Below are 22,239 nucleotides of genomic sequence, written 5' to 3'. Positions count from 1 at the left end.
GCTGAGCGACCTCCTCGACCTCCGACGAATTTTTTTTCGCAGTCGATGTCGAAGGCGGCGTCGGTCGTTCGACGTAGGTTCGAATCACTCACCTACGAGAGAAGAAGGACTGATCGAGATGCCGCGTTTCATGGGACTCGTGCGAATGGAAGAGGGACAGGGCAACCCGCCGCAGGCGCTGTTCGACGCGATGGACGCCTACATCGGGGAGCAGGCGCAGAAGGGCCACTTCCTCGACGGTGGCGGGCTGTTCGGGCTCGAGGACGCCGTGAACTTCGTGGTGCGCACCGGCGAGGTCACCCGGGTCGACGGCCCGTACGCCGAGGCCCGGGAGGCCGTGGGCGGCTGGGCGCTGCTGCAGTACGACACCCTCGAGGAGGCGATCGCCAACCAGGAGGAGTTCGCCGACCTGCACGCCAAGCACTGGCCGGACTGCAAGATGGTCGCCACCCTGCGCCAGATCTCCGACGAGGCGCCCGAGGCCGCCGACGCCTGAGCGCCAGCCGCTCACCGGCACCGCCATGCGGCCGGCCCTAGGGGCGCGTCGCGCCACTAGGCTGGCCGCATGGCCGACGCCACCACCGCCGACACCATCACCGCCACCTGGCGGCAGGAGTCGGCGCGGCTGGTCGGCGCGCTCGCCCGGATGACCCGCGACGTCGACCTGGCCGAGGACCTCGCCCAGGACGCGCTGGTCGCCGCCCTCGAGCAGTGGCCGGCGGTCGGCGTACCCGACAATCCCGGCGCCTGGCTGATGACGACCGCCAAGCGCCGCGGCATCGACCACATCCGGCGCGCCGAGACGCTGCGTCGCAAGACCCAGGAGCTCGGCCACGCGGCACAGGAGGTGAGCCCGATGCCTGACCTGGAGTCGCAGGTGGACCACATCGAGGACGACGTCCTGCGCCTGGTGTTCCTGTGCTGCCACCCCGCGCTGACGCCCGAGTCGCGCGCCGCGCTCACGCTGCGTCTGGTCGGCGGCCTCACCACCGACGAGATCGCCCGCGGCTTCCTCGTGCCGAGCACCACGATGGGCCAGCGGATCTCGCGGGCCAAGAAGACCCTCGCCGAGGCCGGCGCCGAGCTCGAGCTGCCCACCGGCGCCGAGCGCACGCAGCGGCTCGACGACGTGATGGCGGTGGTCTACCTCGTCTTCACGGAGGGGTACGTCGCCACGGCGGGCGACGACTGGACCCGGCCCGACCTCGTGGCGGAGGCGATCCGGCTGGCCCGGCTGTTGGCGGAGCAGGCGCCCGAGGAGCCCGAGGTCCACGGCCTGCAGGCTCTGCTCGAGCTGCAGGGCTCCCGGCTCCCGGCCCGCACCGATGCCGACGGCGCTCCGGTCCTGCTCGACGACCAGGACCGCACCCGCTGGGACGAGCTCCTGATCCGCCGTGGCCTGGCCGCACTGCGCCGGGCCGAGGAGATCGCCGCGCGCGGGGTCCCGGTGGGCCGCTACTACCTGCAGGCCGCGATCGCCGCCGAGCACGCGAAGGCCGGCACCGCCGCGGCGACCGACTGGCCCCGCATCGCCCGCCTCTACGACGTCCTGGCGGCCGCCGCCCCGGGCCCGGTCGTCGAGGTCAACCGCGCCGTGGCTCACGGCAGGGCGGCCGGCCCGGACGCCGGCCTCGTCGTCCTGGCGGCGCTCCCGGACGACGCACTGCGCGACTCCCCGCTCCTGCCGAGCGTGCGCGGCGACCTGCTCGAGCGGGCCGGCCGGCACGCCGAGGCGGCCGAGGAGTTCGACGAGGCGGCCCGTCGTACCCGCAACGGCGACGAGCGGAGCCTGCTGGAGCGCCGCGCGGCGCACGCCCGAAGCACCGGCTGAACCCGGCCGGTCCCGCCCGGTGGAAGTCGCCGGCCGGGTCCCCGCGCGCGGCTGAGACCATCGCGGCGTGCCGTCCGCCACCACGACCGAGGGAACCCGCGTCCAGTTCGCGACCCTCGCCGCCGTCACCGTGCTGACCGGCATCGTGAGCAGCCTCGGCGCCCCGCTGGTGCCGACCGTCGCGAGGGAGCAGGACGTCTCCCTCGCGACGGCGCAGTGGATGCTCACCGCGACCCTGCTCGCCGGCGCGGTCGTGACCCCCGTCCTCGGCCGGCTGGCCACGGGCCGGCTGCGCCGGCCGGTGCTGCTGGCGGGCCTGGTCGCGGTGCTGTGCGGCGCGCTGCTGACCGCGCTCCCGCTCGGGATCGGCACGATGATCGCCGGCCGGACGCTGCAGGGCGTGGGGATGGCGCTGGCGCCGCTGGCGTTCGCGGTCGCCCGCGACCTGTGGTCCGGTCAGGAGCTGCTCGCGAAGCTGGCCGCCCTGTCCGTGGCGTCGGTCAGCAGCGCCGGCCTCGGCTACCCGGCGTCCGCGCTGGTGGCCGAGCACTTCGGCATCGGCGGCGCCTATGTCTTCGGGTCGATCCTGATCGGCGCCACGACGCTCCTCGCGTTCCGTCACCTCCCCGCCTCCCGCGACGGCGAGCCGCAGCCGATCGACGTCGTCGGCGCGCTGCTGCTGTGCACCGGCACGCTCGGCTTCCTGCTCGCGGTCAGCCAGGGCGAGCGCTGGGGATGGGCCGAGCTCCCGACCCTGGCAACCGGCCTCGGCGGGGTCGTCCTGCTCGTCGCATGGATCCGCTGGAGCATCATCGCTCCCCGCCGCGGACGGCCCGTCCTCGTCGACCTCCACCTCGCCGTGCGTCCCGGCGTCCGCGCTCCCAACCTGGTCACCGTCGCCGTCGGGGTCAGCCTCTACGGCCTCTTCACCCTGGTCGTGGTGCTGGTCCAGGCCGACGGCAGCCACGGCTTCGGGCTGCACGCCGGCCTCGCCGCGAGCGGCCTGGTGCTGGTGCCGTACGCCATCGCCGGGATCGTCTCCAACCGGATCGCCCTGCTCGCGGCCCGCCGCATCGGCACCCGGCCACTACTGCCCGCCGGCTGCCTCGTCTTCGGCACGGCGCTGGTCATGCTGACCTGCTGGCACGACACCCTCGGCCAGGCGCTGCTGGCGATGGCCGTCGGCGGTCTCGGCGGCGGCCTCACGTTCTCGTCGATGGCGATCCTGATCGTGCCCAACGTCGACACCGCGGAGACCGGCAGCGCGATGGCCTTCAACCAGCTGCTGCGCTACCTCGGCTTCTCCGTCGGCTCGGCACTGGCCGTCGCCCTGCTGCAGGTGTACGGCGGCGACGCGGCCGCGTTCCGCGCGACCGGCCTGACCATGGCCGCGATCTGCGTGGTCGCCGGCGCGCTCGCGAGCCTGGACCGGGGCGCTACCGCCCGCGCAACGTGACGGACGGCGCCACGCCGTACCGCTCCCGGTAGGAGGCGGCGAAGCGGCCGAGGTGCGCGAACCCCCAGCGGGTCGCGACCTCCGAGACGCTGTCGACACCGCCCGCGAGCAGGTCGGCGTGCACCCGCTCGAGCCGGATCGCGAGCAGCTGCTGGGTCGGCGTACGTCCGAGGTAGCGCTGGAAGCCCTGTTGGAGCCGGCGGATCCCGACCCCGGAGGCGGTGGCGAGCTCGGCGGCGGTCCAGTCGCGGGCCGGGTCGGCCTCCATCGCCTCGACGACGCGGGACACGATCCGCGGCCGGATCGTGCCGCAGCCGGGCTCCTCGGGGAAGCAGGCGGCGACGAAGGCCGCGGTCAGCGTGCCGGCGAGACGGCGGCCCACCCGCTCGTCGCGGACCAGGACCGGGTTGCGCAGCGCCTCGGTGCCGATCGAGCCGAGCAGGCCGATCCAGGCTCGGCCGCCGTCGGTGCGCAGGTCGACCTGGGCGGGCAGCCGGTCGGTGGTGAGGCCGACGAGTGCGGTCACCTCCTCGGCGAGGTAGGCGCGCTCGACCCGCATCCCGACGATCGAGCAGTCGGCGGACCACCGGGTCATCCGGGTGTGCTCGTCGGGCGGGCAGACCGTCGCCTGGCCGTCGAGGGACAGCACGTGGTGGCCGCCGACGTTGGCCTCGAGCACCCCGCTGCGCGGCACGTTGACCGCCCACGCGCCGGGGTGGTCGGACTCGACGGCGACCTCCGAGCCCCAGCCGATCCGGGCCAGGCGGACCGGACCGAGGTCGACGGCACGCAGGTCGGCCGGACCGGCGGGGGTCCGCTTGATCGCCAGGTCGTGGGGGAAGTAGGCCCGCGCGACGGCGTCGGAGAAGTCGCCCAGCTCGTGGGACGACGCGGTCAGGGTTCCGGTCACGCGGCTCACCCCCTTCTCGGTGACGCCCATCACAGTACCGCCGCCGCGTTGTCCGGAAAACGCACCCGATCCACCCCGCTGCGCATTGCGGACAGTCCCTTCGCGGAGCGGATCGCAGCGTCCGTCGTACCGGCCTAGCGTCCCCGTCCACCGACCTGGTCCCCAGGTCGCGAACGACGAGGAGGAGCCATGGACCCGCGCACGCTGCGCTCGACCTTCGGTCGCTTCGCGACCGGCGTCACCGTCATCACCTGCCGCACCCCCGACGGCGCCCACCACGGCGCGACCGTCACCGCCTTCACGCCGATCTCCCTGGACCCGCCGCTGGTCCAGGTGGCGCTGACCCGTACGTCGAGGGCCGCGGCGTACCTCGACGGCGCGTCCTTCGCCGTCAACGTGCTCGCCGCCGACCAGGTCGACGTGGCGATGCACTTCGCGGGGCGCCCGAGCGCGGACCCGCTGCCCTGGTGCGACGGGTCGGTCGCGCCCTCCCTGCGCGGCACCGCGGCCACCATCACCTGCCGCGCGCACCGCACCGACGACGGCGGCGACCACCTGCTGTTCCTCGGCGAGGTGGTCGACGTCGTCAGCACCGACCGTCGTCCGCTGCTCTTCCACGACAGCGCGTTCCACCAGATGGGCCGCCGCTCGTCCGACGTCGTCTGGCTCGGCTGCCAGGACGACCCCCACACCAGCTGGTTCGGCGCGCTCGTGCCGGCCGACACCCACTACTGAGGAGAACCCCGAGATGACCGACACCCTCGCCCCCGAGACCAGCCCCGCCCAGGACGACGGCCCGCCGACCGTCAACCCCGCCGCCGACTCCCCCGCCAACAAGCAGACCAACTTCGCCTCGCGTCCGATGACCGGCGACGAGTACGTCGAGAGCCTGCGTGACGGCCGGGAGATCTACCTGAACGGCGAGCGGGTGAAGGACGTGACGACGCACGCGGCCTTCCGCAACCCGATCCGGATGACCGCCCGCCTGTACGACGCCCTCCACACCGGTCCGCACGTCGACGAGCTCACCGTCCCCACCGACACCGGCAACGGCGGGGTGACGATGCCGTTCTTCAAGACCCCGACCTCGTCGGCCGACCTGCTCAAGGAGCGCGACGCGATCGCGCGCTGGGCGAAGATGACGTGGGGCTGGATGGGTCGCAGCCCCGACTACAAGGCGTCCTTCCTCGGCACGCTGCACGCCAACAAGGAGCTCTACGCGCCCTTCGAGGCCAACGCCGAGCGGTGGTACCGCGAGTCGCAGGAGAAGGTCCTGTACTGGAACCACGCGATCATCAACCCGCCGGTCGACCGCAACCTGCCGCCCGACGAGGTCGGCGACGTCTACATGAAGGTCGAGAAGGAGACCGACGCCGGCCTGGTCGTGTCGGGCGCGAAGGTCGTCGCGACCGGCTCGGCGATCACCAACTACAACTTCATCGCCCACTACGGCCTGCCCATCCGCAAGAAGCAGTTCGCGCTGATCTGCACCGTCCCGATGGACGCGCCGGGCGTGAAGCTGATCTGCCGCACGTCGTACACCCAGCAGGCCGCCCAGAACGGCACGCCGTTCGACTACCCGCTGTCGAGCCGGATGGACGAGAACGACACCATCTTCGTGTTCGACAAGGTGCTGGTGCCCTGGGAGAACGTCTTCATGTACGGCGACGTCGACCGGATCAATGCGTTCTTCCCGCAGTCCGGCTTCCTGCCCCGGTTCACCTTCCAGGGCTGCACCCGGCTCGCGGTCAAGCTCGACTTCATCGCCGGCCTGCTGATCAAGGCCCTCGAGACCACCGGCTCCGGCGACTTCCGCGGCGTACAGACCCGGGTCGGCGAGGTCATCGGCTGGCGCAACCTGTTCTGGTCGCTCACCGAGTCGATGGCCCGCGACCCCGAGCCGTGGGTGGGCGACGCGGTCATCCCGAAGCTGGAGTACGGCCTGACCTACCGGATGTTCATGATCCACGGCTACCCGCGGGTCAAGGAGATCATCGAGCAGGACGTCGCCTCCGGCCTGATCTACCTGCCCTCGGGCGCCGCCGACTTCAAGTCCGCCGAGGTCCGCCCGTACCTCGACAAGTACGTCCGCGGCTCCAACGGCATCACCGCCGTCGACCGGGTCAAGGTGATGAAGGCGCTGTGGGACTCGATCGGCACCGAGTTCGGCGGCCGCCACGAGCTGTACGAGCGCAACTACTCCGGCAACCACGAGAACGTGAAGGCCGAGCTGCTCTTCGCCGCCCAGAACCGCGGCATCGTCGACCAGATGAAGGGCTTCGCCGACGAGTTCCTCGGGGAGTACGACCTCGACGGCTGGACGGTCCCCGACCTGTTCTGACCGACCCGGCTCGAAACTGCTCCGGATCCCCGCCGACCCGGCGCGAAAGTGCTCCGGATCCCCGCCGACCCGGCGCGAACTTCGCGCCGGGTCGGCGTCGTTTCGGCGCACTCTTCTGCCGGGTCGGCGCGAGTCCAGCGCAACTTTCTGCCGGGTCGGCGAGAGACAGGCGCACTTCCGGGCCGGGTCAGCGGCGGGCGGCGGAGGGCGCCTCGCCGTAGCGGCGGCGGTACGCCGCGGCGAACCGGCTGGCGCTGGAGAAGCCCCAGCGGGCGGCGACGTCGCTGACCATCGGCGCCGGCTCGGCAGCGAGGTCGGCGCGGGCTCGGCGCAGCCGGATCTCGAGGAGGTACGCCGACGGGGTGCAGCCCAGCCACTGCTGGAAGGCCTCCTGCAGCCGGCGCACGCTCGTGCCGGCCAGGGCCGCCATCTCGGCGGCGGTCCAGGCCCGGGCGGGGTCGTCGTGCAGCCCCTCGACGACGCGTCGCACGTGCCACGGGCGGGCCGGCGGCCCGGCCCCGTCACCGGAGCGGCACAGGTCGACCAGGCCGGCGACCAGCGCGCCGGCGAGCTGCTGGCGCACCAGGTCGCTGTCGGCGAACAGGTGGGGGTCGTGCAGGTTCGTCGCGAGGCTGGCCACCAGCTGGCGCCACGCCCGGCCGCGGCCCTCGTCGAGCCGCAGCTGGTCCGGCAACAGCTCTCGTACGCCGATCCGGTCGGTGCCGAGCAGCCGCTCGGCCTCCACCTCGAACCAGGCGCTGTCGAACTTCACGCCCAGCACCGTGCAGGTCGCGTCCCAGTGACTGATCAGTGACGGGGAGTCGGCCCGGAAGACGGTGCCCTGCCCGGCGACCGAGGTGACCGCGCCGAGACGGCCCCGGCTCTCGAGGTGTCCGGTGATCGGCAGGTTGACCTCGTAGGCGCCGGGGTAGTCGCAGTCGATCGCGACGTCGGCACCCCAGCCGACCTGGCCGATCATGACCGGCCCCAGGTCGAGGGTGCGTAGCGTCAGCCGCGGCTCGTGGACTCCGCCGACGAGCCGGAGCTCGTGGGGGAAGTAGGCCTCCGCGACGACCCGGGACGCACTCCCCCAGTCACGCGGCGACCGGCCCCGGACCCGCTCGGACACGCTGTGCAATCTACCTGAGACACAGGTCACAAATCGCCCGCGCGATCGGTGCCGGGACCGCGCGATCCGTGTCGCCGCCGTACGCCGGTCGGCCTACCTTCGTCGCACTTCCGCAGCACCAGCACCCTCCCGAGGAGCACCCGATGACCGCCGTTCAGCAGCCGACCACGCCGGACCTCTCCTGGCTGGAGTCGGTCTCGATGTCCCAGCTCGAGCGCAACCCCTACCCGACGTACGAGAGGCTGCGCCGCGAGGCCCCGCTGGCCTTCGTCCCCGTCCTGGGCTCGTACGTCGCCTCGACCGCCGAGATCTGCCGCGAGGTCGCCACCAGCCCCCACTTCGAGGCCGTGATCACGCCCGCCGGCGGCCGCACCTTCGGCCACCCGGCGATCATCGGCGTCAACGGTGACATCCACGCCGACCTGCGCGGCATGGTCGAGCCGCAGCTGCAGCCGGTCGAGGTGGACCGCTGGGTCGACGACCTGGTCCGCCCGATCGCCCGCCGCTACCTCGAGGCCTTCGAGGACGCCGGGCGCGCCGAGCTGGTGGGCGAGTACTGCGAGCCGGTCAGCGTGCGCTCGCTCGGCGACCTCCTCGGCCTGCAGTCGGTCTCCTCCGACCAGCTGCGCGACTGGTTCCACAAGCTGAGCCGCTCGTTCACCAACGCCGGCGTCGACGAGAACGGCGAGTTCCTCGACCCCGAGGGCTTCCGCGAGGGCGACGAGGCGAAGGCGGAGATCCGCGCGACCGTCGACCCGCTGATCGACCGGTGGATCGCCGAGCCCGCGGAGACCGCCATCTCGCACTGGCTGCACGACGGGATGCCGCCCGGCCAGACCCGCGAGCGCGAGTACGTCTACCCCACGATCTACGTCTACCTGCTCGGCGCCATGCAGGAGCCGGGCCACGGCCTGGCCTCCACCCTGGTCGGTCTGTTCAGCCGCCCCGAGCAGCTCGAGGAGGTCGTCGACGACCCGACGCTGATCCCGCGCGCGATCTCGGAGGGAATGCGCTGGACCTCACCGATCTGGTCGGCCACGGCGCGGATCTCCACCCGCGAGGTCACCGTCGCGGGCGTCGACCTGCCGGCCGGGACGCCCGTGATCCTGTCGTACGGCGCCGCCAACCACGACACCGGCAGGTACGACGCCCCGACCGAGTTCGACCTGCACCGTCCACCGCTGCCGCACCTCGCGTTCGGTGCCGGCAACCACGCCTGCGCGGGCATCTACTACGCCAACCAGGTGATGCGGATCGCGATGGAGGAGCTGCTCGAGGCGATCCCGAACCTGGAGCGCGACACGTCCGAGGACGTCGAGTTCTGGGGGTGGGGCTTCCGCGGCCCGACCTCGCTGCACTGCACCTGGGAGGTGTGAGGTGACGATCACCGTCGGCGAGCGCCGGGTGGAGGGCGCCGCCGACCAGACGGTCCTCGAGGCGCTGCTGCGCGCCGGGGTGTGGATGCCGAACTCCTGCAACCAGGGCACCTGCGGCACCTGCAAGCTGCAGGTGGTGTCCGGCGAGGTCGACCACCGCGACTCCCCGCTCGACACCCTCACCGCGGACGAGCGGGAGGCAGGGCTGGCGCTGGCCTGCCAGGCCCGCCCCTGCGGCGACACCGAGGTGGCGCTGCGCGGCGCGGACACCGGCCGGACCACGCACCCGCTTCGGGACCTGACCGCCACCGTGACCGCCGTCGAGGACATCGCCCGCGACACCCGCCGGATCCTGCTCGGGCTCGACGAGCCGCTGGCCTTCAGCGCCGGACAGTACGTCGAGCTGGTGGTTCCCGGCAGCGGCGAGCGCCGTCAGTACTCGCTGGCCAACACGGCCGAGGAGGACAAGGTCCTCGAGCTCCACGTACGCCGGGTGCCGGACGGGATCGCCAGCGACCGCTGGCTCTTCGGCTCCGTCGCCGTCGGCGACCGGGTCGAGGCGATCGGCCCGCTGGGCGACTTCCACGTGCCCGGCCCGGAGGCCGACGAGGGCGAGCCGATGGTGCTGATCGGCGGCGGGACCGGGCTGGCGCCCCTGGTCGGCATCGTCCGTACCGCGCTCGCACGCCACCCCCAGCGCGAGGTGGTGCTCTACCACGGGGTCCGTGGCAGCGCCGACCTCTACGACCTGGCCCGGTTCGACGAGCTCGCGGCCGCCCACCCGGGCTTCCGGTTCGTCCCCGTCCTGTCAGACGAGCCCGACGACGCCCGCACGTCGTACCGCGGCGGCTTCCCGACCGACGTCTTCGTCGACGACGTGGCCAGCGCCCGCGGCTGGTCCGGCTGGCTGTGCGGTCCTGCGCCGATGGTCGAGGCCGGTGTGCGAGCGTTCAAGCGGCGCCGGATGGCCCCGCGCCTGATCCACCGCGAGAAGTTCACCCCCGCCGACAGCGCCCAGGAGGCCTGAGATGCCCACCTTGACCGTGCTCTACGGAACCCCGAGCGACCCCGAGGCCTTCCGCCGCCACTACGAGGAGGTCCACGCCCCGCTCGCGCGAGCGCTGCCGGGAGCCACCGCGCTGCGGTACTCGCTCGCCGTCGAGACCCTGGCCGGCGACGTGCCGGTGTTCGCCAGCTTCCACGCGGAGTTCCCGAACAGGGAGGCGCTGGACGCGGCGCTCGCCTCGCCCGAGGGCCAGGCGGCTCAGGCCGACGTGCCGGCGTTCGCCAGCGGCGGGGTGACCATCCTGGTCGAGGGCGACTGAGGTCGCACCGGGCTGAGCACGGCATTCACGACACCCGCCGCGACGACCACGAGGGCGGCCAGGATCGGCATGAACACCGCGGCCGAGGTGCCGAACCGGTCGGCCAGGTTGCCGGTGACGGCCGAGGCGAGCGACTGGCCGACGATGACGGCGGAGCCGAGGATCGTCATCACCGTCGCGGAACGGCCGGCCGGGCTGCGCAGGGCGCCGAGGCTGTACTGGGTCACCATCGTCGGGCCGATGCCGCAGCCGATGAGCAGCAGCACCGCGCACATCGCCGCGACCGACGAGACCAACGGCAGCAGCGCGGCGCCGGCGAGCATCGTCGTACCGAAGACGAGCCAGCGGGCGCGCAGCGAGAACGCGGCGGGGAACAGGGCCACGCCGAGAGCCAGGATCGCGGAGCCGATGCCCATCACGCCGTACACCAGGCCGGCGGACTCCGCTCCGCCGTGCTCGGCCATGAACGAGGTCAGCGAGGTCAGCATCGAGCCGAAGAACAGCCCGACGCCGAAGATTCCCGCGACCACGGCCAGCAGCGCGGGCCGGGCGATCTCGCGGGCCGGTGCGGGCGGGGCGGCCTGCTCGTCGGCACCGGCTGCGGCGAGCGCCGAGGGGTGCAGCGCGAAGGCGGTCACGAACACCAGCGTGAGCAGGGCCGCGCCGGCGACCGGCGCCCACGGGTCGAGCGTCGTACCGAGCAGGCCGACCACGAACGGACCGACGATGAACACGATCTCGTCGGCGGCCGACTCGTAGGCCATGGTCGCGTCGAAGGTGCGCGAACGACGACCGGGCGCGATCCGGGCGCCGATGATCTGGACCAGGCGGCTGCGCGACATCGGCGCGATCTGCGGGGCGCTGGCGCCGACGACGTACGCCACCGCGAGAACGGCCGCGGCGGGCAGCGGGCTGTAGACCACCCAGGCCATCAGGCCGAGCGCCGTCGTCGACACGACACCGCTGGCCAGCAGCACCCGGCGCTGGCCGAACCGGTCGGCGGCCGCGCCGAGCAGTGGCCCGACGGTCGCGGCGCCGAGGCCCACCACCGCGGAGTTGAGCCCGCCGAAGGCGAGCGAGTCGCGACCGGCGACGACCAGCGTCAGCACGCCGACGACCATCATCGCGTAGGGCAGGCGCGCGACGAGCGCGATCGGGAAGTACGACGCTCCGGCGGCCCGCACCAGCGTCGGGGAGTGATCAGGCATGTCCTTCGTCCAAGGGGTCGGGTGCCGCCTTGGACCGCCGGTCGAGCCGGCGCGAGGTAGATACACGCAGTGGATCTGGTGCACCCATGGTACGACCGCGTGTCGGGCGCCGCCCAATCATCGGCCGGGTTCAGTAGGGCATGGCCGCCGGCGCCGTGCCGTCGCGAGCGTCACGTCCGGCCGATCTGGCAAGGCGGGGGCGCGACGGCATGCTGGGCGCACGTCGAGCGTCCCCAACGCAGCCAGATCGAGTCGGACGTGGCGCGTAGCAGGCGCGGGGCCGACGGCCATGCCCTAGGGTCCGGGGCATGAGCACGCAGCCGACGTATGACCAGCTCGCCACCCTTCCGGCCTTCGCGGTCCAGCCGGTCCCCAGCGCGTTCGAGGACAGCAACGGCTTCCTCAACGTGCGCCACTACCTCGGCATCGGCAGCGAGGGCCTCGACGAGTCGCTCTACGACATCGGGATCCCGTTCAACTGGCCCGTGCTCAGCGGCTTCGCGTGCCTCTCGGCGGAGCACCACCTGACCTACCTGCACGAGCTGAGGACCGGCGACCAGATGTCGGTCCGGGTGCGCCTGCTCGGGCGCTCCGAGCGGGCCGCCCACGCTCTGGTGTTCGTGCTCGACGACACCAACCAGCGGGTGGCGTGCGTGTTCGAGGAGATCTTCCTCTGCGTCGAGATCGCCGATCGCCGCACCGCCCCCTGGCCGGCCGACATCGCCGCGGGCCTCGACAAGCGGGTCGCCGAGCACGCCGGCATCGAGTGGGAGCCGGTGACTTCGGGGTGTCTCGAGCTGCGTTAGTTCGGCGCTCGCTCCGCTCGCGCATGTCGCGCCGCTCGGCCTCACCCGACCCGCATCGGTAGTCTCCGTTCCGTGAGCGACCTGCCCGTCCTGACGGCCGAGGAGCGGCGCGTGCTGGGGAGCCTCCTGGAGAAGGAGGTGACGGTCCCGGCGTCGTACCCGATGACCGTGGGCGCCGTCCGCACCGCCTGCAACCAGCAGAGCAGCCGCGAGCCCGTCGTGGAGTACGACGACGAGCTCGTGCACCGCACGCTGCGCGAGCTCAAGCAGCGCGATCTGGTCGCGGTCACGTGGGACGACCGCGGCCGGCGCACCCTGAAGTACCTCCAGCGGCTCGCGGTGCTGCTCGACCTCGCCGAGGACGAACGAGCCCTGATCACCGTCCTGCTGCTGCGCGGGCCTCAGCCCCCGGGCGCCCTGCGGACGCGCACCGAGCGGCTGCACGCCTTCCCCGACCGCGACGCCGTCGAGGCGTGCCTGCAGCAGCTGGCCGCGCGCGAGACCCCGCTGGTCCAGGCGCTGCCGAGGCAGCCACGTGAGCAGGACGCCCGCTGGATCCACCTCCTCGGGCCCGCCGACCACCCGTCCGGCGCGTCCGGCGCATCCGGCGGGTCCGGTCCCGGCGGTACGGCCGCCGCGGCCGTCGACCGCGACGCGGTCCTCGCCGGCGGCGCCGAGGCCAGGGACGCGAAGGTGCGGGCGGCCTACGCCGCCGTTGCGACGGCGTACGCCGATGCCTTGGCCGACGAGCTCGACGCCCTTCCCTTCGAGCGCTGGCTGCTCGACCGGGTCGCCGCGCACGCCGGCACCGACCCGGTCGTCGAGGTCGGGTGCGGACCCGGGCACGTCACGGCGTACCTCGCCGAGGCCGGCGCCGACGCGACCGGGCTCGACCTGACACCGGAGATGGTGACGCAGGCGCGCGAGCGCTACCCGGACGGGGTCTACGATGTCGGCGACCTGCGCACCCTGATGCGCCCGGTCAACGGCTCTGGATGGGCGGCCGTCCTGGGCTGGTACTCCCTGATCCACCTCGCTGCCTCCGAGCTGCCCGCGGCGCTCGACGCCCTGACCCGGCCGCTGAGCCCTGGCGGGCTCCTGGTGCTCGCCCTCCACGCCGGCGCGGAGGTGCGCCACCACGACACCTGGTTCGACCAGGCGGTCGACCTCGACGTGGTCCTCCACGAGCCGGCCGATGTCGTCACGCTCGTCGAGAAGGCCGGGCTCGTCGGCGTCGAGTGGTACCGGCGCGGGCCGGTGCTCGCTCGCGGCGAGACCACCGAGCGGCTGTACGTGGTGGCCCGCAAGCCCCGTTGAGGGACTGCTCCAGCTACTCCTGCTCGGAGAGGACCCGGATGCTGGGCAGCTGCGCGAGCCCGTTGACGACCACCGAGAAGACGAGCAGGGCGACCGCCCAGTCCTCGTGACCGGCGTCCCACAGTGCCAGGCAGGCGAGCCCGAACACGACGACCTTGGCCAGCGGGCGGACCAGCGGGCCGCCGTACGGCGCCTTCGGCGAGGCCAGGAGGAACCAGACGGTCATCGCCAGCAGGGGCAGCAGCCACACGAGCAGCCACCGCGGGCTGCGGTCCCAGCCCCAGACCCCGAACGCCGCCACCGCGAGCAGCTCGTCGACGAAGACCAGGGCCAGGACCGACCACCCGAAGATCGCGTTCACGCGCCGATCATGGCGCGTGATGGCGACTACTTCCAGACCCGCACCCAGTCGACGGCGGTCGTCGCCGAGGTGGGCGTCTGGTCGGTGATGGCGTTCCAGCCGCCGCCGAAGACCTGGGTGAGGACGACGTAGAACGGCTGGTCGAACGGCTGCGGCGCCACCAACGGCGCGGCCGGCGTCCAGGAGTGGGTGAAGCAGACCCGGTCGTCGTAGAGGAAGCGCATCGAGGTCGGCGTCCACTCGACGGCGTAGCGGTGGAACTGGGTGCCGGCGCTCGGCATCGGACAGTTGTAGCCGGTGCTCTTCCAGGGGTCCTCACCGGCGTAGTGGACCGACGGGTAGACGTTCTCGGCGCCGCCGCTGAACCACTCCGCGACGTCGATCTCGCCGGAGTTCGGCCAGGCGCCATAGGTGAACTTCTGGGGGTAGAGCCACAGCGCGGAGTGGATGCCCTGGATGGCTGTGTCCGGCAGCTTCGCGCGGAACTCGAAGCGGCCGTAGGTCTGCGCGAACAGGCCCCAGGTGGCGATCGTCGCGGCGGTGCGGTCCGACGTGTAGTCGCCGTACGGGCTGTGACACACGAAGGGCTCGGCCTCCTTGCGCGAGGTCAGGAAGACCTGGCCGGAGCCCACGCTCACGTTGTCGGGGTCGTCGACGTAGCAGCCGCTCTGACCGGCGTGGAACCCGCTCAGCGAGGTGTCCTGGACCACCCACTTCGACCGGTCGAGGGCGGTGCCGCTGAAGTCGTCCTCGAAGGTGCACGTGTAGCGCCCGCCGCCGGGCCTGGCCGGCCGTTCGCCGCCGCAGGCGCCCTTGCTGAGCGCCGACACACCGGCCGCGGGTGCCGCAGCGGTGGGGCCGGCGGTCACCGGGGCGAGTGCGGCGACGGCGGCAGTCGCCGCGCCGAGGGCACACAGAAGTCGGAATCGGAGCATGGTGGACCTTTCTCTCCCCCCAGTGCGATCCGGTCAGCCCCATCGGGCTGCCCATGTTCGAGCCGGATCGCGAAGATCGAGCCGATCCTTGCGTATAGAACCTGTTACTGGCTAGGGGCGAGGGTCCGATCGGGGTGGCCCGAAGGAGCCATCACCGGTCCGCCGCCTGGTCAGCACGGACTACGGTGAGCCCGTGATCAGGCCCCTCGTCGACGATCTCGGCGCTCCGGTGCCACTCCCCGGTCCCGCGCGCCGGGTCGTCTCCCTCGTGCCCTCGATCACCGAGGCGATCGCCACCGACGCGGCCGAGCGGCTGGTCGGCGCGACCGACTGGTGCACCCACCCCGCGGACCTCGCCGTCACCCGGGTACGCGGCACCAAGAACCCCGACCTCGCCGCGATCCGCGCCCTCGCCCCGGACCTGGTGGTGGCGAACCAGGAGGAGAACCGCGAGCTCGACGTACGCCGCCTGCGCGAGGCCGGCGTGGCCGTGTGGGTCACCGCGATCGAGACGGTGCCGCAGGCGCTCGCCTCCCTGGCCCGGTTGTACGGCGAAGCCCTCGGGCTCGCTGCTCCTGCGTGGCTGACCCGCGCCGGAGAGCTCTGGTCCGACCCGCCCCTGACAGCGCGCGGGCGGGTCGCGGTCCCCGTGTGGCGCGACCCGTGGATGGTCGTCGGCCCGCGGACCTACACCAGCGACCTGCTGGCCCGGCTCGGCTGGCGCAACGCGTACGACGCCGGGGGCACCGGCGCCGACCGCTACCCCAAGGTCGACCTGGCCGACCTCGACCGCGATGACCTCGACCTGATCCTGCTGCCCGACGAGCCCTATGTGTTCACGCACGACGACGGGCCCGAGGCGTTCACCCGGGTCCCGACGCGGCTGGTGTCGGGGCGGCTGCTGACCTGGTACGGGCCGGCGATGGTCGAGGCGCACGAGACTCTGTCAGGCTGAGCGCGTGCGGATCCTGCTGCTGGTCCTCGTCCTGGTCGTGGTCGGGTGCGTCGCCCTGCCGCTGAGCGCCCTCGTCCTCGACGGCACCGACACCGGGGAGAACCTGATCGTGCCGGCGCAGGTGCTCGTGACCGCCGCGGTCGGCGCGGCCATCGGCCGCCTCCTGCTCGGCCCCTCGGCACAGCGGCCGGCGCTCACCGGCGCCGGGCTCGGCATCCTGGGCGCGCTGGTCGGGGTCGCCGTGTTCTTCCTTCTGCTGAACGGCTTCGACGGCGCCTGACCATCAGCGCACTGTCGCGCGGCTCACAGGCCCGGTCACCAACTCGTAACCGTCGCGCGGCCGACCCGAAACCTGCGGCCCACAGGCTGGATCCATGACCAAGACGACCTCTCCTGAGACCCAGATCGCAGGGCGTCACCTCGAGCCCGTCGAGGACCTCGACGCCGTGGACCGCTCACTCGCCCGCCGCGCCGCCCTGCGCGACCGCCATGCCCACGGACTCTCGCGCCTGATGGACGAGCGCACCGACCTGCGCGGAGTGCACCCACTCGCCGACTTCGTCGACGACGCCATCCGCTGGTCGGCCTGACCGGCGCTCCTCGACCGCCTTCCCCGGACCGCCGGGCGGCTCCTCACGCAGGAGCCGCCCGGCGGTGTTCGTCAGGGACCTCGGGACGTCAGCGGCGCCGGCGCGCCGTACCGAACATGCCGCGGGCGATCTCGGCGGCCGCGGTGCGCATGAACTGCTTGAACGCCGAGGACTTCACGACGTCCTTGACGATCTCGCCGGCCGCGTTGCCGTCGTCCTTCTTCGCCTTCGGGGCGGCCTTCTCCTTCGCGTCGGCCTTGTCGGCCTTCTCGCCGGCCTCCGCCTTCGCGCCCTCCTCGAGCTTCTTGGCGAGCATCTCGCGGGCCGACTCGCGGTCGACGACCTCGGCGTACTTCGCCTGACGGGGGCTGGCCTTGACCGTGGCCTCCATCGACGCAGCAGCGCTGGGCGCCATCAGCGACTCGGGCGCGCGCAGCCGGGTCCAGGCGACCGGCGTCGGTGCACCCTTCTCGCCCATCACGGTCACGATCGCCTCGCCGATGCCGAGGGTCGTGATCACCTCGCCGAGGTCGTCGTACGCGCTCTTGGGATAGGTGTTGACGGTCGCCTTGAGCGCCTTCGCGTCGTTGGGGGTGTGGGCGCGCAGCTGGTGCTGGATCCGGGATCCGAGCTGGGCCAGCACGTCGTCGGGTACGTCGGTCGGGCTCTGCGTCACGAAGAAGACGCCGACGCCCTTGGACCGGATCAGCCGCACGGTCTGGGCGATCGACTCCAGGAACGGCTTGGACGCGTCCTTGAACAGCAGGTGCGCCTCGTCGAAGAAGAAGACCAGCTTGGGCTGGTCGACGTCGCCGACCTCGGGCAGGTCGTGGAACAGGTCGGCCAGCAGCCACATCAGGAAGGTGGAGAAGATCGCCGGCCGGTCCTGCAGGTTCGGCAGCTCGACCAGGTTGACCAGGCCGCGTCCGTCGGACGCCTGCTGGAGCAGGTCGGCGGAGTCGAACTCCGGCTCGCCGAAGAACGCCTCGGCGCCCTGGTCGGCGAACGCGATCAGCTCGCGCAGGATCACGCCCGCGGTCGCCGACGACAGGCCGCCGAGGTCCTTGAGGTCGGGCTTGCCCTCGTCGCTGGTGAGGTGCTGGACGACGGCGCGCAGGTCCTGCAGGTCGAGCAGCGGCAGGCCCTGCTTGTCGGCGTAGTGGAACACCAGGCCGAGGCTGGACTCCTGGGTGTCGTTGAGGCCGAGCACCCGGCTGAGCAGGATCGGGCCGAAGGACGACACGGTCACCCGAATCGGGATGCCGATGCCCTGCCCGCCGAGCGCGTAGTACTCCACCGGGAAGGCCGTCGCCTTCCAGTCCTGCCCCACCGACCTGGTGCGGGCGAGGAGCTTGTCGCTGGACTCACCGGCGGTGGCGATGCCGGAGAGGTCGCCCTTGATGTCGGCCGCGAAGACGGGTACGCCGGCAGCGGAGAGCTGCTCGGCCATCAGCTGGAGGGTCTTGGTCTTGCCGGTACCCGTCGCACCGGCCACCAGGCCGTGCCGGTTGAGCATCGCCAGCGGGATCCGGATGGTGCTGCCGGAGAGCTGGTCGGGGCCGGTCATCAGGCCGCCGAGCTCGAGCGCGGGACCCTCGAAGGCGTACCCGGGGGCGATCGCCTCCTCGATCGGGCTCTTCGCGGCGGGTGCGGGGGCTGCGGGTGCTGCGGGTGCTGCGGGGGCTGCGGTGTCAGGTGCTGCGTCGGGAGTGGGCGTCTGCTCCTGCGTCATGCCGGAACTCTAGGCCGAACACGCCGTCGCAGTCAGGCGCGGCCTCGCCCCGTAGACTCCGAAGCCGTGATCTTCAAGCGTGTGGGGGTCGGGCGTCCCTACCCCGACCACGGCCTCACCTCCAAGGGGTGGGCCGCCGTGCCCCCGCGCCAGGTCCGCCTCGACCAGCTGGTCACGACCAAGGACACGCTGCAGCTCTCGTCGCTGCTCGACGAGGACTCCACCTTCTTCGGCGATCTCTTCGCCCACGTCGTGCTGTGGCGCGGCGACTACTACCTCGAGGACGGGCTGCACCGCGCGCTGCGGGCCGCCCTGCAGCAGCGCAACGTGCTCCACGCGCGCGTGATCCGGATGGAGGGCTGAGCGCCCGATGAATGGTCTCGACGTCAAGGCGGGCAGCCGCTCGGCGGTGACCCTGGGGGCGCTGGCAGTGGTCTTCGTCGCCAGCGCGGCGTGGGGCTGGGCCAAGGTGACCCAGCCGTTCCCCGAGAAGGTCGAGGCCGCGCCCTGCACCTCCACCCTGATCCCCAAGGGCGACGACCTCGCGCCGCCCCAGGTGATGGTCACCGTGCTCAACGGCGGCGGGCCCAACGGCCTGGCGGGCACGACCATGGACAAGCTGGTCGGCTTCGGCTTCGCCAAGGGCGACACCGGCAACGCCCCCGACACCGACGGCACGGTGGCCGCGCAGGTGTGGTCGGACGACCCCGGCGACCCCGCGGCGATCCTGCTGGCGTCGTACCTCGGCAGCGACGTCGACATCGTCGACCAGCCGTCCGGCTACCCCGGCGTGACGATCGTGGTCGGCAAGCGGTTCAAGGGCGTCGTCGAGGGGCACCCGACGGTGACCGCGCGCAAGGACGCCTACGTCTGCACGCCGCCGCTCAGCAGCCAGCCCGAGGACCCCAGCTGATCAGTCCCCGAGCCACTGCGCGAGCCGGCCACCCTGGCTGACCTGGCGCAGCCGGTTCTCGGTGGCCTCGCGCAGCTTGCGGGGGGTGACGACGATGAGGTCGTCGCCGTGGCGCAGGACGGTACGACGCTCGGGCACCATGGTGCGCCCCTCGCGCACGACCATCGACACGTTGGCGCCCACCGGCAGCCGCAGCTCGCCGACCTCGACGCCGTGCAGCTTCGAGACCGGGCTGATCGTGATCTGGAGCAGGTCCGCGGCGACCCGGTCGAGCGGCGCCGCCTCGACCTCGATGCCGCGCGGCTCCGAGCGGCGGGCGACCCGCAGCAGCCGGGCGGTCAGCGGCAGCGACGGCGCGGTGATGAGGGTGTCGAGGACGACGAGCACGAAGACGATGTCGAAGAGCCGGGTGGCCCCGTCGACCCCCTCGGCGAGCGGGATCGTGGCCAGGACGATGGGGACCGCGCCGCGCAGCCCGGCCCAGGAGATGAAGCCGAGCTCGGCCCACCTCATGGGCCGTACGACGGCACTCACCACGACCGAGAGCGGCCGCGCCACGAAGGTCAGGATGCTGCCCGCGACGACGGCCATCCCGATGACCTCCCAGGTCAGCCGGGCCGGCGAGAGCAGCAGGCCGAGCATGACGAACAGCCCGATCTGGGCCAACCAGGCCAGGCCCTCCACGAACGAGCGGGTGGCGACGCGGTGCGGCAGCTCGGCGTTGCCGAGGACGAGCGCGGCCACGTAGACCGCGGCGAACCCGCTGGCGTGCACGGCCGCGGCGCCGCCGTACCCGATCAGGGTCAGGCAGAGCACCGCGATCGGGTAGAGGCCGGACGACGGCAGGGCCGCGCGGCGCATCACCCAGGCGCCGCCGAAGCCGGCCGCGAGGCCGAACGCGACGCCGGCGACGAGCTCGTAGACGACGATGCCGGTGGTGCCGAGCAGGCCGTGCTCGCCGACCGCGCCGGACGAGACGAGGGTGACCAGGACGACGGTCGGGGCGTCGTTGAGGCCGGACTCGGCCTCCAGCGTGCCGGTGATCCGCTTCGGCAGGGGCACGACGCGCAGCACCGAGAAGACGGCCGCGGCGTCGGTCGGCGAGCAGACCGCGCCGAGCAGGATCGACAGCTGCCACGACAGCCCGAGCAGGAAGTGCGCGCCGACGGCGACGATGGCGATCGACACGAGCACGCCGAGCGTCGCCAGGGACAGACCCATCCGCATCGCGGGGCGGGCGTCGCGCCAGCTCGTGGTGAGACCACCCTCGGCGAGGATGACGGCGAGGGCGCCGAACCCGATCGCGTGGGCGACCTGCGCGTCGCTGAAGTTGATGCCGAGTCCCGCGTCGCCCAGGGCGACGCCCATGAGCAGGTAGACCAGGAGGCTGGGGAGCCCGATCCCCGACGACATCCGCACTGCCAGCACGGCCAGGAACGTGACCCCGGCGCCGATCAGCAGGAACGTGTCGAGCTGGTGGACGTCGAAGGTCAAGAGTCACTCGGCTTTCGTCGGGTGGCGGAGGCCTAGTCTATCGGTAGAACATGTTCTAGATTTCAGCCGTGGCATCTGCAACCCCCAACGCTCCGGCCGGCCTGACCCTTCCCGACGTCCTCCCGGCCACCGTGCTGGCCGACGCCGAGCACTACGACGTCGTCGTGGTGGGCTTCGGCATCGCCGGCGGCTGCGCCGCACTCGAGGCCGCCCGCGCCGGCGCCCGGGTGCTGCTGCTCGAGCGGGCCGCGGTGCACGGCGGCACGTCGTCCATGTCGGGCGGGCACTTCTACCTCGGCGGCGGTACGGCGGTCCAGCGCGCCACCGGCCACGACGACTCGGTCGAGGCGATGGTCGGCTACCTGATGGCCTCGACCAAGGACCCGGACGAGGTCAAGATCCGTGCCTACTGCGAGGGATCGGTCGCGCACTTCGACTGGCTGGAGTCCCTGGGTTTTGAGTTCGAGCGCTCGTACTTCCCCGGCAAGGCCGTGATCCAGCCGGGCACCCAGGGGCTGATGTTCACCGGCAACGAGAAGTTGTGGCCCTTCCGCGACCAGGTCGCGCCCGCGCCGCGCGGCCACAAGGTGCCGGTGCCGGGCGACACCGAGGGCACCAGGATCGTGATGGACCTGCTGCGCACCGCGGTCGAGGAGGCCGGCGTCGAGGTCCGCTACGAGACCGGCGCGAGCAACCTCGTCGTCGACGGCTCGCCCACGTCGGGGCGCGTCGTCGGCGTGGGCTGGCGCTCCTTCGACCAGCACGGCGTGGTCTCCGCCGGCGGCGTGGTCATCGCTGCCGGCGGGTTCGTGATGAACCCCGACATGGTCGCCCGCTACACGCCCGCGCTGGGCTCGAAGCTGTTCACCCTCGGCTCGACGTACGACGACGGGCTCGGCATCCGCCTCGGCGAGTCCGTCGGCGCGGCGCTGGAGAACATGGAGGAGCCGTTCATCACCGCGCCCTTCTACCCGCCGTCGTCGCGCTGCAAGGGGATCATCGTCAACAAGGACGGCGAGCGCTTCGTGGCGGAGGACAGCTACCACGCGCGGACGTCGTACCACGTGCTCCAGCAGCCGGATGCCATCGCGTACCTCATCGTCGACAGTGAGCACCTCGGCGAGGACCACATGCCGCTGGTGCCGCTCAAGGACGGCTTCGAGACCCTCGAGGAGATGGAGTCCGGCCTCGGCATGCCCGCCGGCACGCTGGTCAAGACGATCGAGACCTACAACGAGAACGCCGCCCACGGCGAGGACCCCGACTTCCACAAGCACCCCGACTGGATCGCCCCGCAGACCGCCGGCCCCTGGGCCGTGCTGGACCTCTCGCTGGGCGTCGCGCTGTACGCCGGCTTCACCATCGGCGGGATGGCGACCACCGTCGACGGCGAGGTACGTCGTACCGACGGCTCGGTCGTCCCCGGCCTGTACGCCGCCGGCGCCTGCGCGTCGAACATCGCCCAGGACGGCGCCGGCTACTGCTCCGGCACCCAGCTCGGCGAGGGGTCGTTCTTCGGCCGCCGGGCTGGGCGGCACGCCGCCACCCGCTGACCCGGCT

General features: G+C 72.5%; 23 protein-coding genes. 16 read left to right on the top strand and 7 right to left on the bottom strand.

The features are described 5' to 3' along the window. Positions 1–130 precede the first annotated feature (130 nt). From FBY23_RS04620 to FBY23_RS04610, 3 genes are all read left to right on the top strand, one after another. Positions 131–496: a YciI family protein gene (locus FBY23_RS04620; protein ID WP_260805748.1), complete on the top strand. Its 366-nt coding sequence runs from the start codon at positions 131–133 to the stop codon at positions 494–496. A gap of 69 nt (positions 497–565) precedes the next feature. Beyond that, on the top strand, positions 566–1,831 hold the full coding sequence (locus tag FBY23_RS04615) for an RNA polymerase sigma factor (protein ID WP_141797075.1): 1,266 nt from the start codon (positions 566–568) through the stop codon (positions 1,829–1,831). 67 nt (positions 1,832–1,898) lie between these two features. Beyond that, complete coding sequence (locus FBY23_RS04610; protein ID WP_141797074.1) at positions 1,899–3,287, top strand: MFS transporter; 1,389 nt, start codon at positions 1,899–1,901, stop codon at positions 3,285–3,287. Here FBY23_RS04610 and FBY23_RS04605 read toward each other — a convergent pair. Beyond that, positions 3,268–4,197, bottom strand: a complete 930-nt coding sequence (locus FBY23_RS04605) for an AraC family transcriptional regulator (RefSeq protein WP_260805747.1) — start codon at positions 4,195–4,197, stop codon at positions 3,268–3,270. The genes FBY23_RS04610 and FBY23_RS04605 overlap by 20 nt on opposite strands. Before the next feature lie 189 nt (positions 4,198–4,386). On the opposite strand from FBY23_RS04605, the gene FBY23_RS04600 reads away from it, so the two are divergent. Both FBY23_RS04600 and FBY23_RS04595 read left to right on the top strand, forming a co-directional pair. After that, positions 4,387–4,932, top strand: coding sequence for a flavin reductase family protein (locus FBY23_RS04600; protein ID WP_141797072.1), 546 nt, complete (start codon positions 4,387–4,389; stop codon positions 4,930–4,932). Between the two features lie 13 nt (positions 4,933–4,945). Next, the gene (locus FBY23_RS04595) at positions 4,946–6,538 is read left to right on the top strand and encodes a 4-hydroxyphenylacetate 3-hydroxylase family protein (protein ID WP_141797071.1); all 1,593 of its coding nucleotides are present in this window, start codon (positions 4,946–4,948) and stop codon (positions 6,536–6,538) included. A gap of 187 nt (positions 6,539–6,725) precedes the next feature. On the opposite strand, the gene FBY23_RS04590 is transcribed toward FBY23_RS04595, so the two are convergent. Continuing rightward, the gene (locus FBY23_RS04590) at positions 6,726–7,667 is read right to left on the bottom strand and encodes an AraC family transcriptional regulator (RefSeq protein WP_222117724.1); all 942 of its coding nucleotides are present in this window, start codon (positions 7,665–7,667) and stop codon (positions 6,726–6,728) included. A 143-nt stretch (positions 7,668–7,810) separates the two neighbouring features. On the opposite strand from FBY23_RS04590, the gene FBY23_RS04585 reads away from it, so the two are divergent. The 3 genes from FBY23_RS04585 to FBY23_RS04575 are packed head-to-tail and all read left to right on the top strand — an operon-like array spanning position 7,811 to position 10,368. Further along, on the top strand, positions 7,811–9,043 hold the full coding sequence (locus FBY23_RS04585; RefSeq protein ID WP_141797069.1) for a cytochrome P450: 1,233 nt from the start codon (positions 7,811–7,813) through the stop codon (positions 9,041–9,043). A 1-nt stretch (position 9,044) separates the two neighbouring features. Further along, positions 9,045–10,070, top strand: a complete 1,026-nt coding sequence (locus FBY23_RS04580) for a 2Fe-2S iron-sulfur cluster-binding protein (RefSeq protein WP_260805746.1) — start codon at positions 9,045–9,047, stop codon at positions 10,068–10,070. A gap of 1 nt (position 10,071) precedes the next feature. After that, positions 10,072–10,368 carry an EthD family reductase gene (locus FBY23_RS04575; RefSeq protein ID WP_141797068.1) on the top strand — a complete coding sequence of 99 codons (297 nt, stop codon included), beginning with the start codon at positions 10,072–10,074 and terminating at the stop codon, positions 10,366–10,368. On the opposite strand, the gene FBY23_RS04570 is transcribed toward FBY23_RS04575, so the two are convergent. After that, on the bottom strand, positions 10,308–11,576 hold the full coding sequence (locus tag FBY23_RS04570) for an MFS transporter (RefSeq protein WP_141797067.1): 1,269 nt from the start codon (positions 11,574–11,576) through the stop codon (positions 10,308–10,310). The genes FBY23_RS04575 and FBY23_RS04570 overlap by 61 nt on opposite strands. 308 nt (positions 11,577–11,884) lie before the next feature. Between FBY23_RS04570 and FBY23_RS04565 the strand changes: the two genes are divergently transcribed. Both FBY23_RS04565 and FBY23_RS04560 read left to right on the top strand, forming a co-directional pair. Further along, positions 11,885–12,382: a thioesterase family protein gene (locus tag FBY23_RS04565; RefSeq protein ID WP_141797066.1), complete on the top strand. Its 498-nt coding sequence runs from the start codon at positions 11,885–11,887 to the stop codon at positions 12,380–12,382. 72 nt (positions 12,383–12,454) lie between these two features. Next, positions 12,455–13,699, top strand: coding sequence for a DUF480 domain-containing protein (locus FBY23_RS04560; RefSeq protein WP_141797065.1), 1,245 nt, complete (start codon positions 12,455–12,457; stop codon positions 13,697–13,699). A gap of 13 nt (positions 13,700–13,712) precedes the next feature. Here the strand turns inward: FBY23_RS04560 and FBY23_RS25870 are convergent, their stop codons facing one another. Together FBY23_RS25870 and FBY23_RS04550 are read right to left on the bottom strand one after the other, a co-directional pair. Next, on the bottom strand, positions 13,713–14,060 hold the full coding sequence (locus FBY23_RS25870; protein WP_160158160.1) for a YrdB family protein: 348 nt from the start codon (positions 14,058–14,060) through the stop codon (positions 13,713–13,715). 26 nt (positions 14,061–14,086) lie between these two features. Further along, positions 14,087–14,995 (bottom strand): family 16 glycosylhydrolase, encoded by a 909-nt coding sequence (locus FBY23_RS04550; RefSeq protein WP_141797063.1) that lies wholly within the window; start codon positions 14,993–14,995, stop codon positions 14,087–14,089. 193 nt (positions 14,996–15,188) lie between these two features. Between FBY23_RS04550 and FBY23_RS04545 the strand changes: the two genes are divergently transcribed. The 3 genes from FBY23_RS04545 (at position 15,189) to FBY23_RS04535 (ending at position 16,540) form a co-directional block, all read left to right on the top strand. Then, positions 15,189–15,950 (top strand): helical backbone metal receptor, encoded by a 762-nt coding sequence (locus FBY23_RS04545; protein ID WP_313901089.1) that lies wholly within the window; start codon positions 15,189–15,191, stop codon positions 15,948–15,950. Positions 15,951–15,954: 4 nt separating this feature from the next. Then, entirely contained in the window at positions 15,955–16,230 is a 276-nt protein-coding gene (locus FBY23_RS04540; RefSeq protein ID WP_160158159.1) for a hypothetical protein, read from the top strand. Positions 16,231–16,324: 94 nt separating this feature from the next. Further along, positions 16,325–16,540 carry a hypothetical protein gene (locus tag FBY23_RS04535; RefSeq protein WP_260805745.1) on the top strand — a complete coding sequence of 72 codons (216 nt, stop codon included), beginning with the start codon at positions 16,325–16,327 and terminating at the stop codon, positions 16,538–16,540. Between the two features lie 88 nt (positions 16,541–16,628). Here FBY23_RS04535 and FBY23_RS04530 read toward each other — a convergent pair whose 3' ends face one another. After that, positions 16,629–18,272, bottom strand: a complete 1,644-nt coding sequence (locus FBY23_RS04530) for a helicase HerA-like domain-containing protein (RefSeq protein WP_141797061.1) — start codon at positions 18,270–18,272, stop codon at positions 16,629–16,631. Between the two features lie 66 nt (positions 18,273–18,338). On the opposite strand from FBY23_RS04530, the gene FBY23_RS04525 reads away from it, so the two are divergent. Together FBY23_RS04525 and FBY23_RS04520 are read left to right on the top strand one after the other, a co-directional pair. Beyond that, positions 18,339–18,635, top strand: a complete 297-nt coding sequence (locus tag FBY23_RS04525) for a type II toxin-antitoxin system VapB family antitoxin (RefSeq protein ID WP_141797060.1) — start codon at positions 18,339–18,341, stop codon at positions 18,633–18,635. 7 nt (positions 18,636–18,642) lie between these two features. Then, positions 18,643–19,185: a LytR C-terminal domain-containing protein gene (locus tag FBY23_RS04520; protein ID WP_141797059.1), complete on the top strand. Its 543-nt coding sequence runs from the start codon at positions 18,643–18,645 to the stop codon at positions 19,183–19,185. Here FBY23_RS04520 and FBY23_RS04515 read toward each other — a convergent pair whose 3' ends face one another. Next, on the bottom strand, positions 19,186–20,679 hold the full coding sequence (locus FBY23_RS04515) for a potassium/proton antiporter (protein WP_141797058.1): 1,494 nt from the start codon (positions 20,677–20,679) through the stop codon (positions 19,186–19,188). Between the two features lie 68 nt (positions 20,680–20,747). Between FBY23_RS04515 and FBY23_RS04510 the strand changes: the two genes are divergently transcribed. Next, the gene (locus FBY23_RS04510) at positions 20,748–22,232 is read left to right on the top strand and encodes an FAD-binding protein (protein ID WP_260805744.1); all 1,485 of its coding nucleotides are present in this window, start codon (positions 20,748–20,750) and stop codon (positions 22,230–22,232) included. Positions 22,233–22,239 lie beyond the last annotated feature (7 nt).

Source organism: Nocardioides sp. SLBN-35 (assembly GCF_006715725.1).
In the GTDB taxonomy this organism is placed as follows: Bacteria; Actinomycetota; Actinomycetes; order Propionibacteriales; family Nocardioidaceae; genus Nocardioides.
This window is presented reverse-complemented; position numbering and strand designations above follow the sequence as displayed.

Coding starts and splice junctions, on each gene's coding strand:
- FBY23_RS04620 (WP_260805748.1), top strand. CDS start 131: ATGGGACTCGTGCGAATGGAAGAGGGACAGGGCAACCCGCCGCAGGCG.
- FBY23_RS04615 (WP_141797075.1), top strand. CDS start 566: ATGGCCGACGCCACCACCGCCGACACCATCACCGCCACCTGGCGGCAG.
- FBY23_RS04600 (WP_141797072.1), top strand. CDS start 4,387: ATGGACCCGCGCACGCTGCGCTCGACCTTCGGTCGCTTCGCGACCGGC.
- FBY23_RS04595 (WP_141797071.1), top strand. CDS start 4,946: ATGACCGACACCCTCGCCCCCGAGACCAGCCCCGCCCAGGACGACGGC.
- FBY23_RS04585 (WP_141797069.1), top strand. CDS start 7,811: ATGACCGCCGTTCAGCAGCCGACCACGCCGGACCTCTCCTGGCTGGAG.
- FBY23_RS04575 (WP_141797068.1), top strand. CDS start 10,072: ATGCCCACCTTGACCGTGCTCTACGGAACCCCGAGCGACCCCGAGGCC.
- FBY23_RS04570 (WP_141797067.1), bottom strand. CDS start 11,576: ATGCCTGATCACTCCCCGACGCTGGTGCGGGCCGCCGGAGCGTCGTAC.
- FBY23_RS04565 (WP_141797066.1), top strand. CDS start 11,885: ATGAGCACGCAGCCGACGTATGACCAGCTCGCCACCCTTCCGGCCTTC.
- FBY23_RS04550 (WP_141797063.1), bottom strand. CDS start 14,995: ATGCTCCGATTCCGACTTCTGTGTGCCCTCGGCGCGGCGACTGCCGCC.
- FBY23_RS04535 (WP_260805745.1), top strand. CDS start 16,325: ATGACCAAGACGACCTCTCCTGAGACCCAGATCGCAGGGCGTCACCTC.
- FBY23_RS04530 (WP_141797061.1), bottom strand. CDS start 18,272: ATGACGCAGGAGCAGACGCCCACTCCCGACGCAGCACCTGACACCGCA.
- FBY23_RS04520 (WP_141797059.1), top strand. CDS start 18,643: ATGAATGGTCTCGACGTCAAGGCGGGCAGCCGCTCGGCGGTGACCCTG.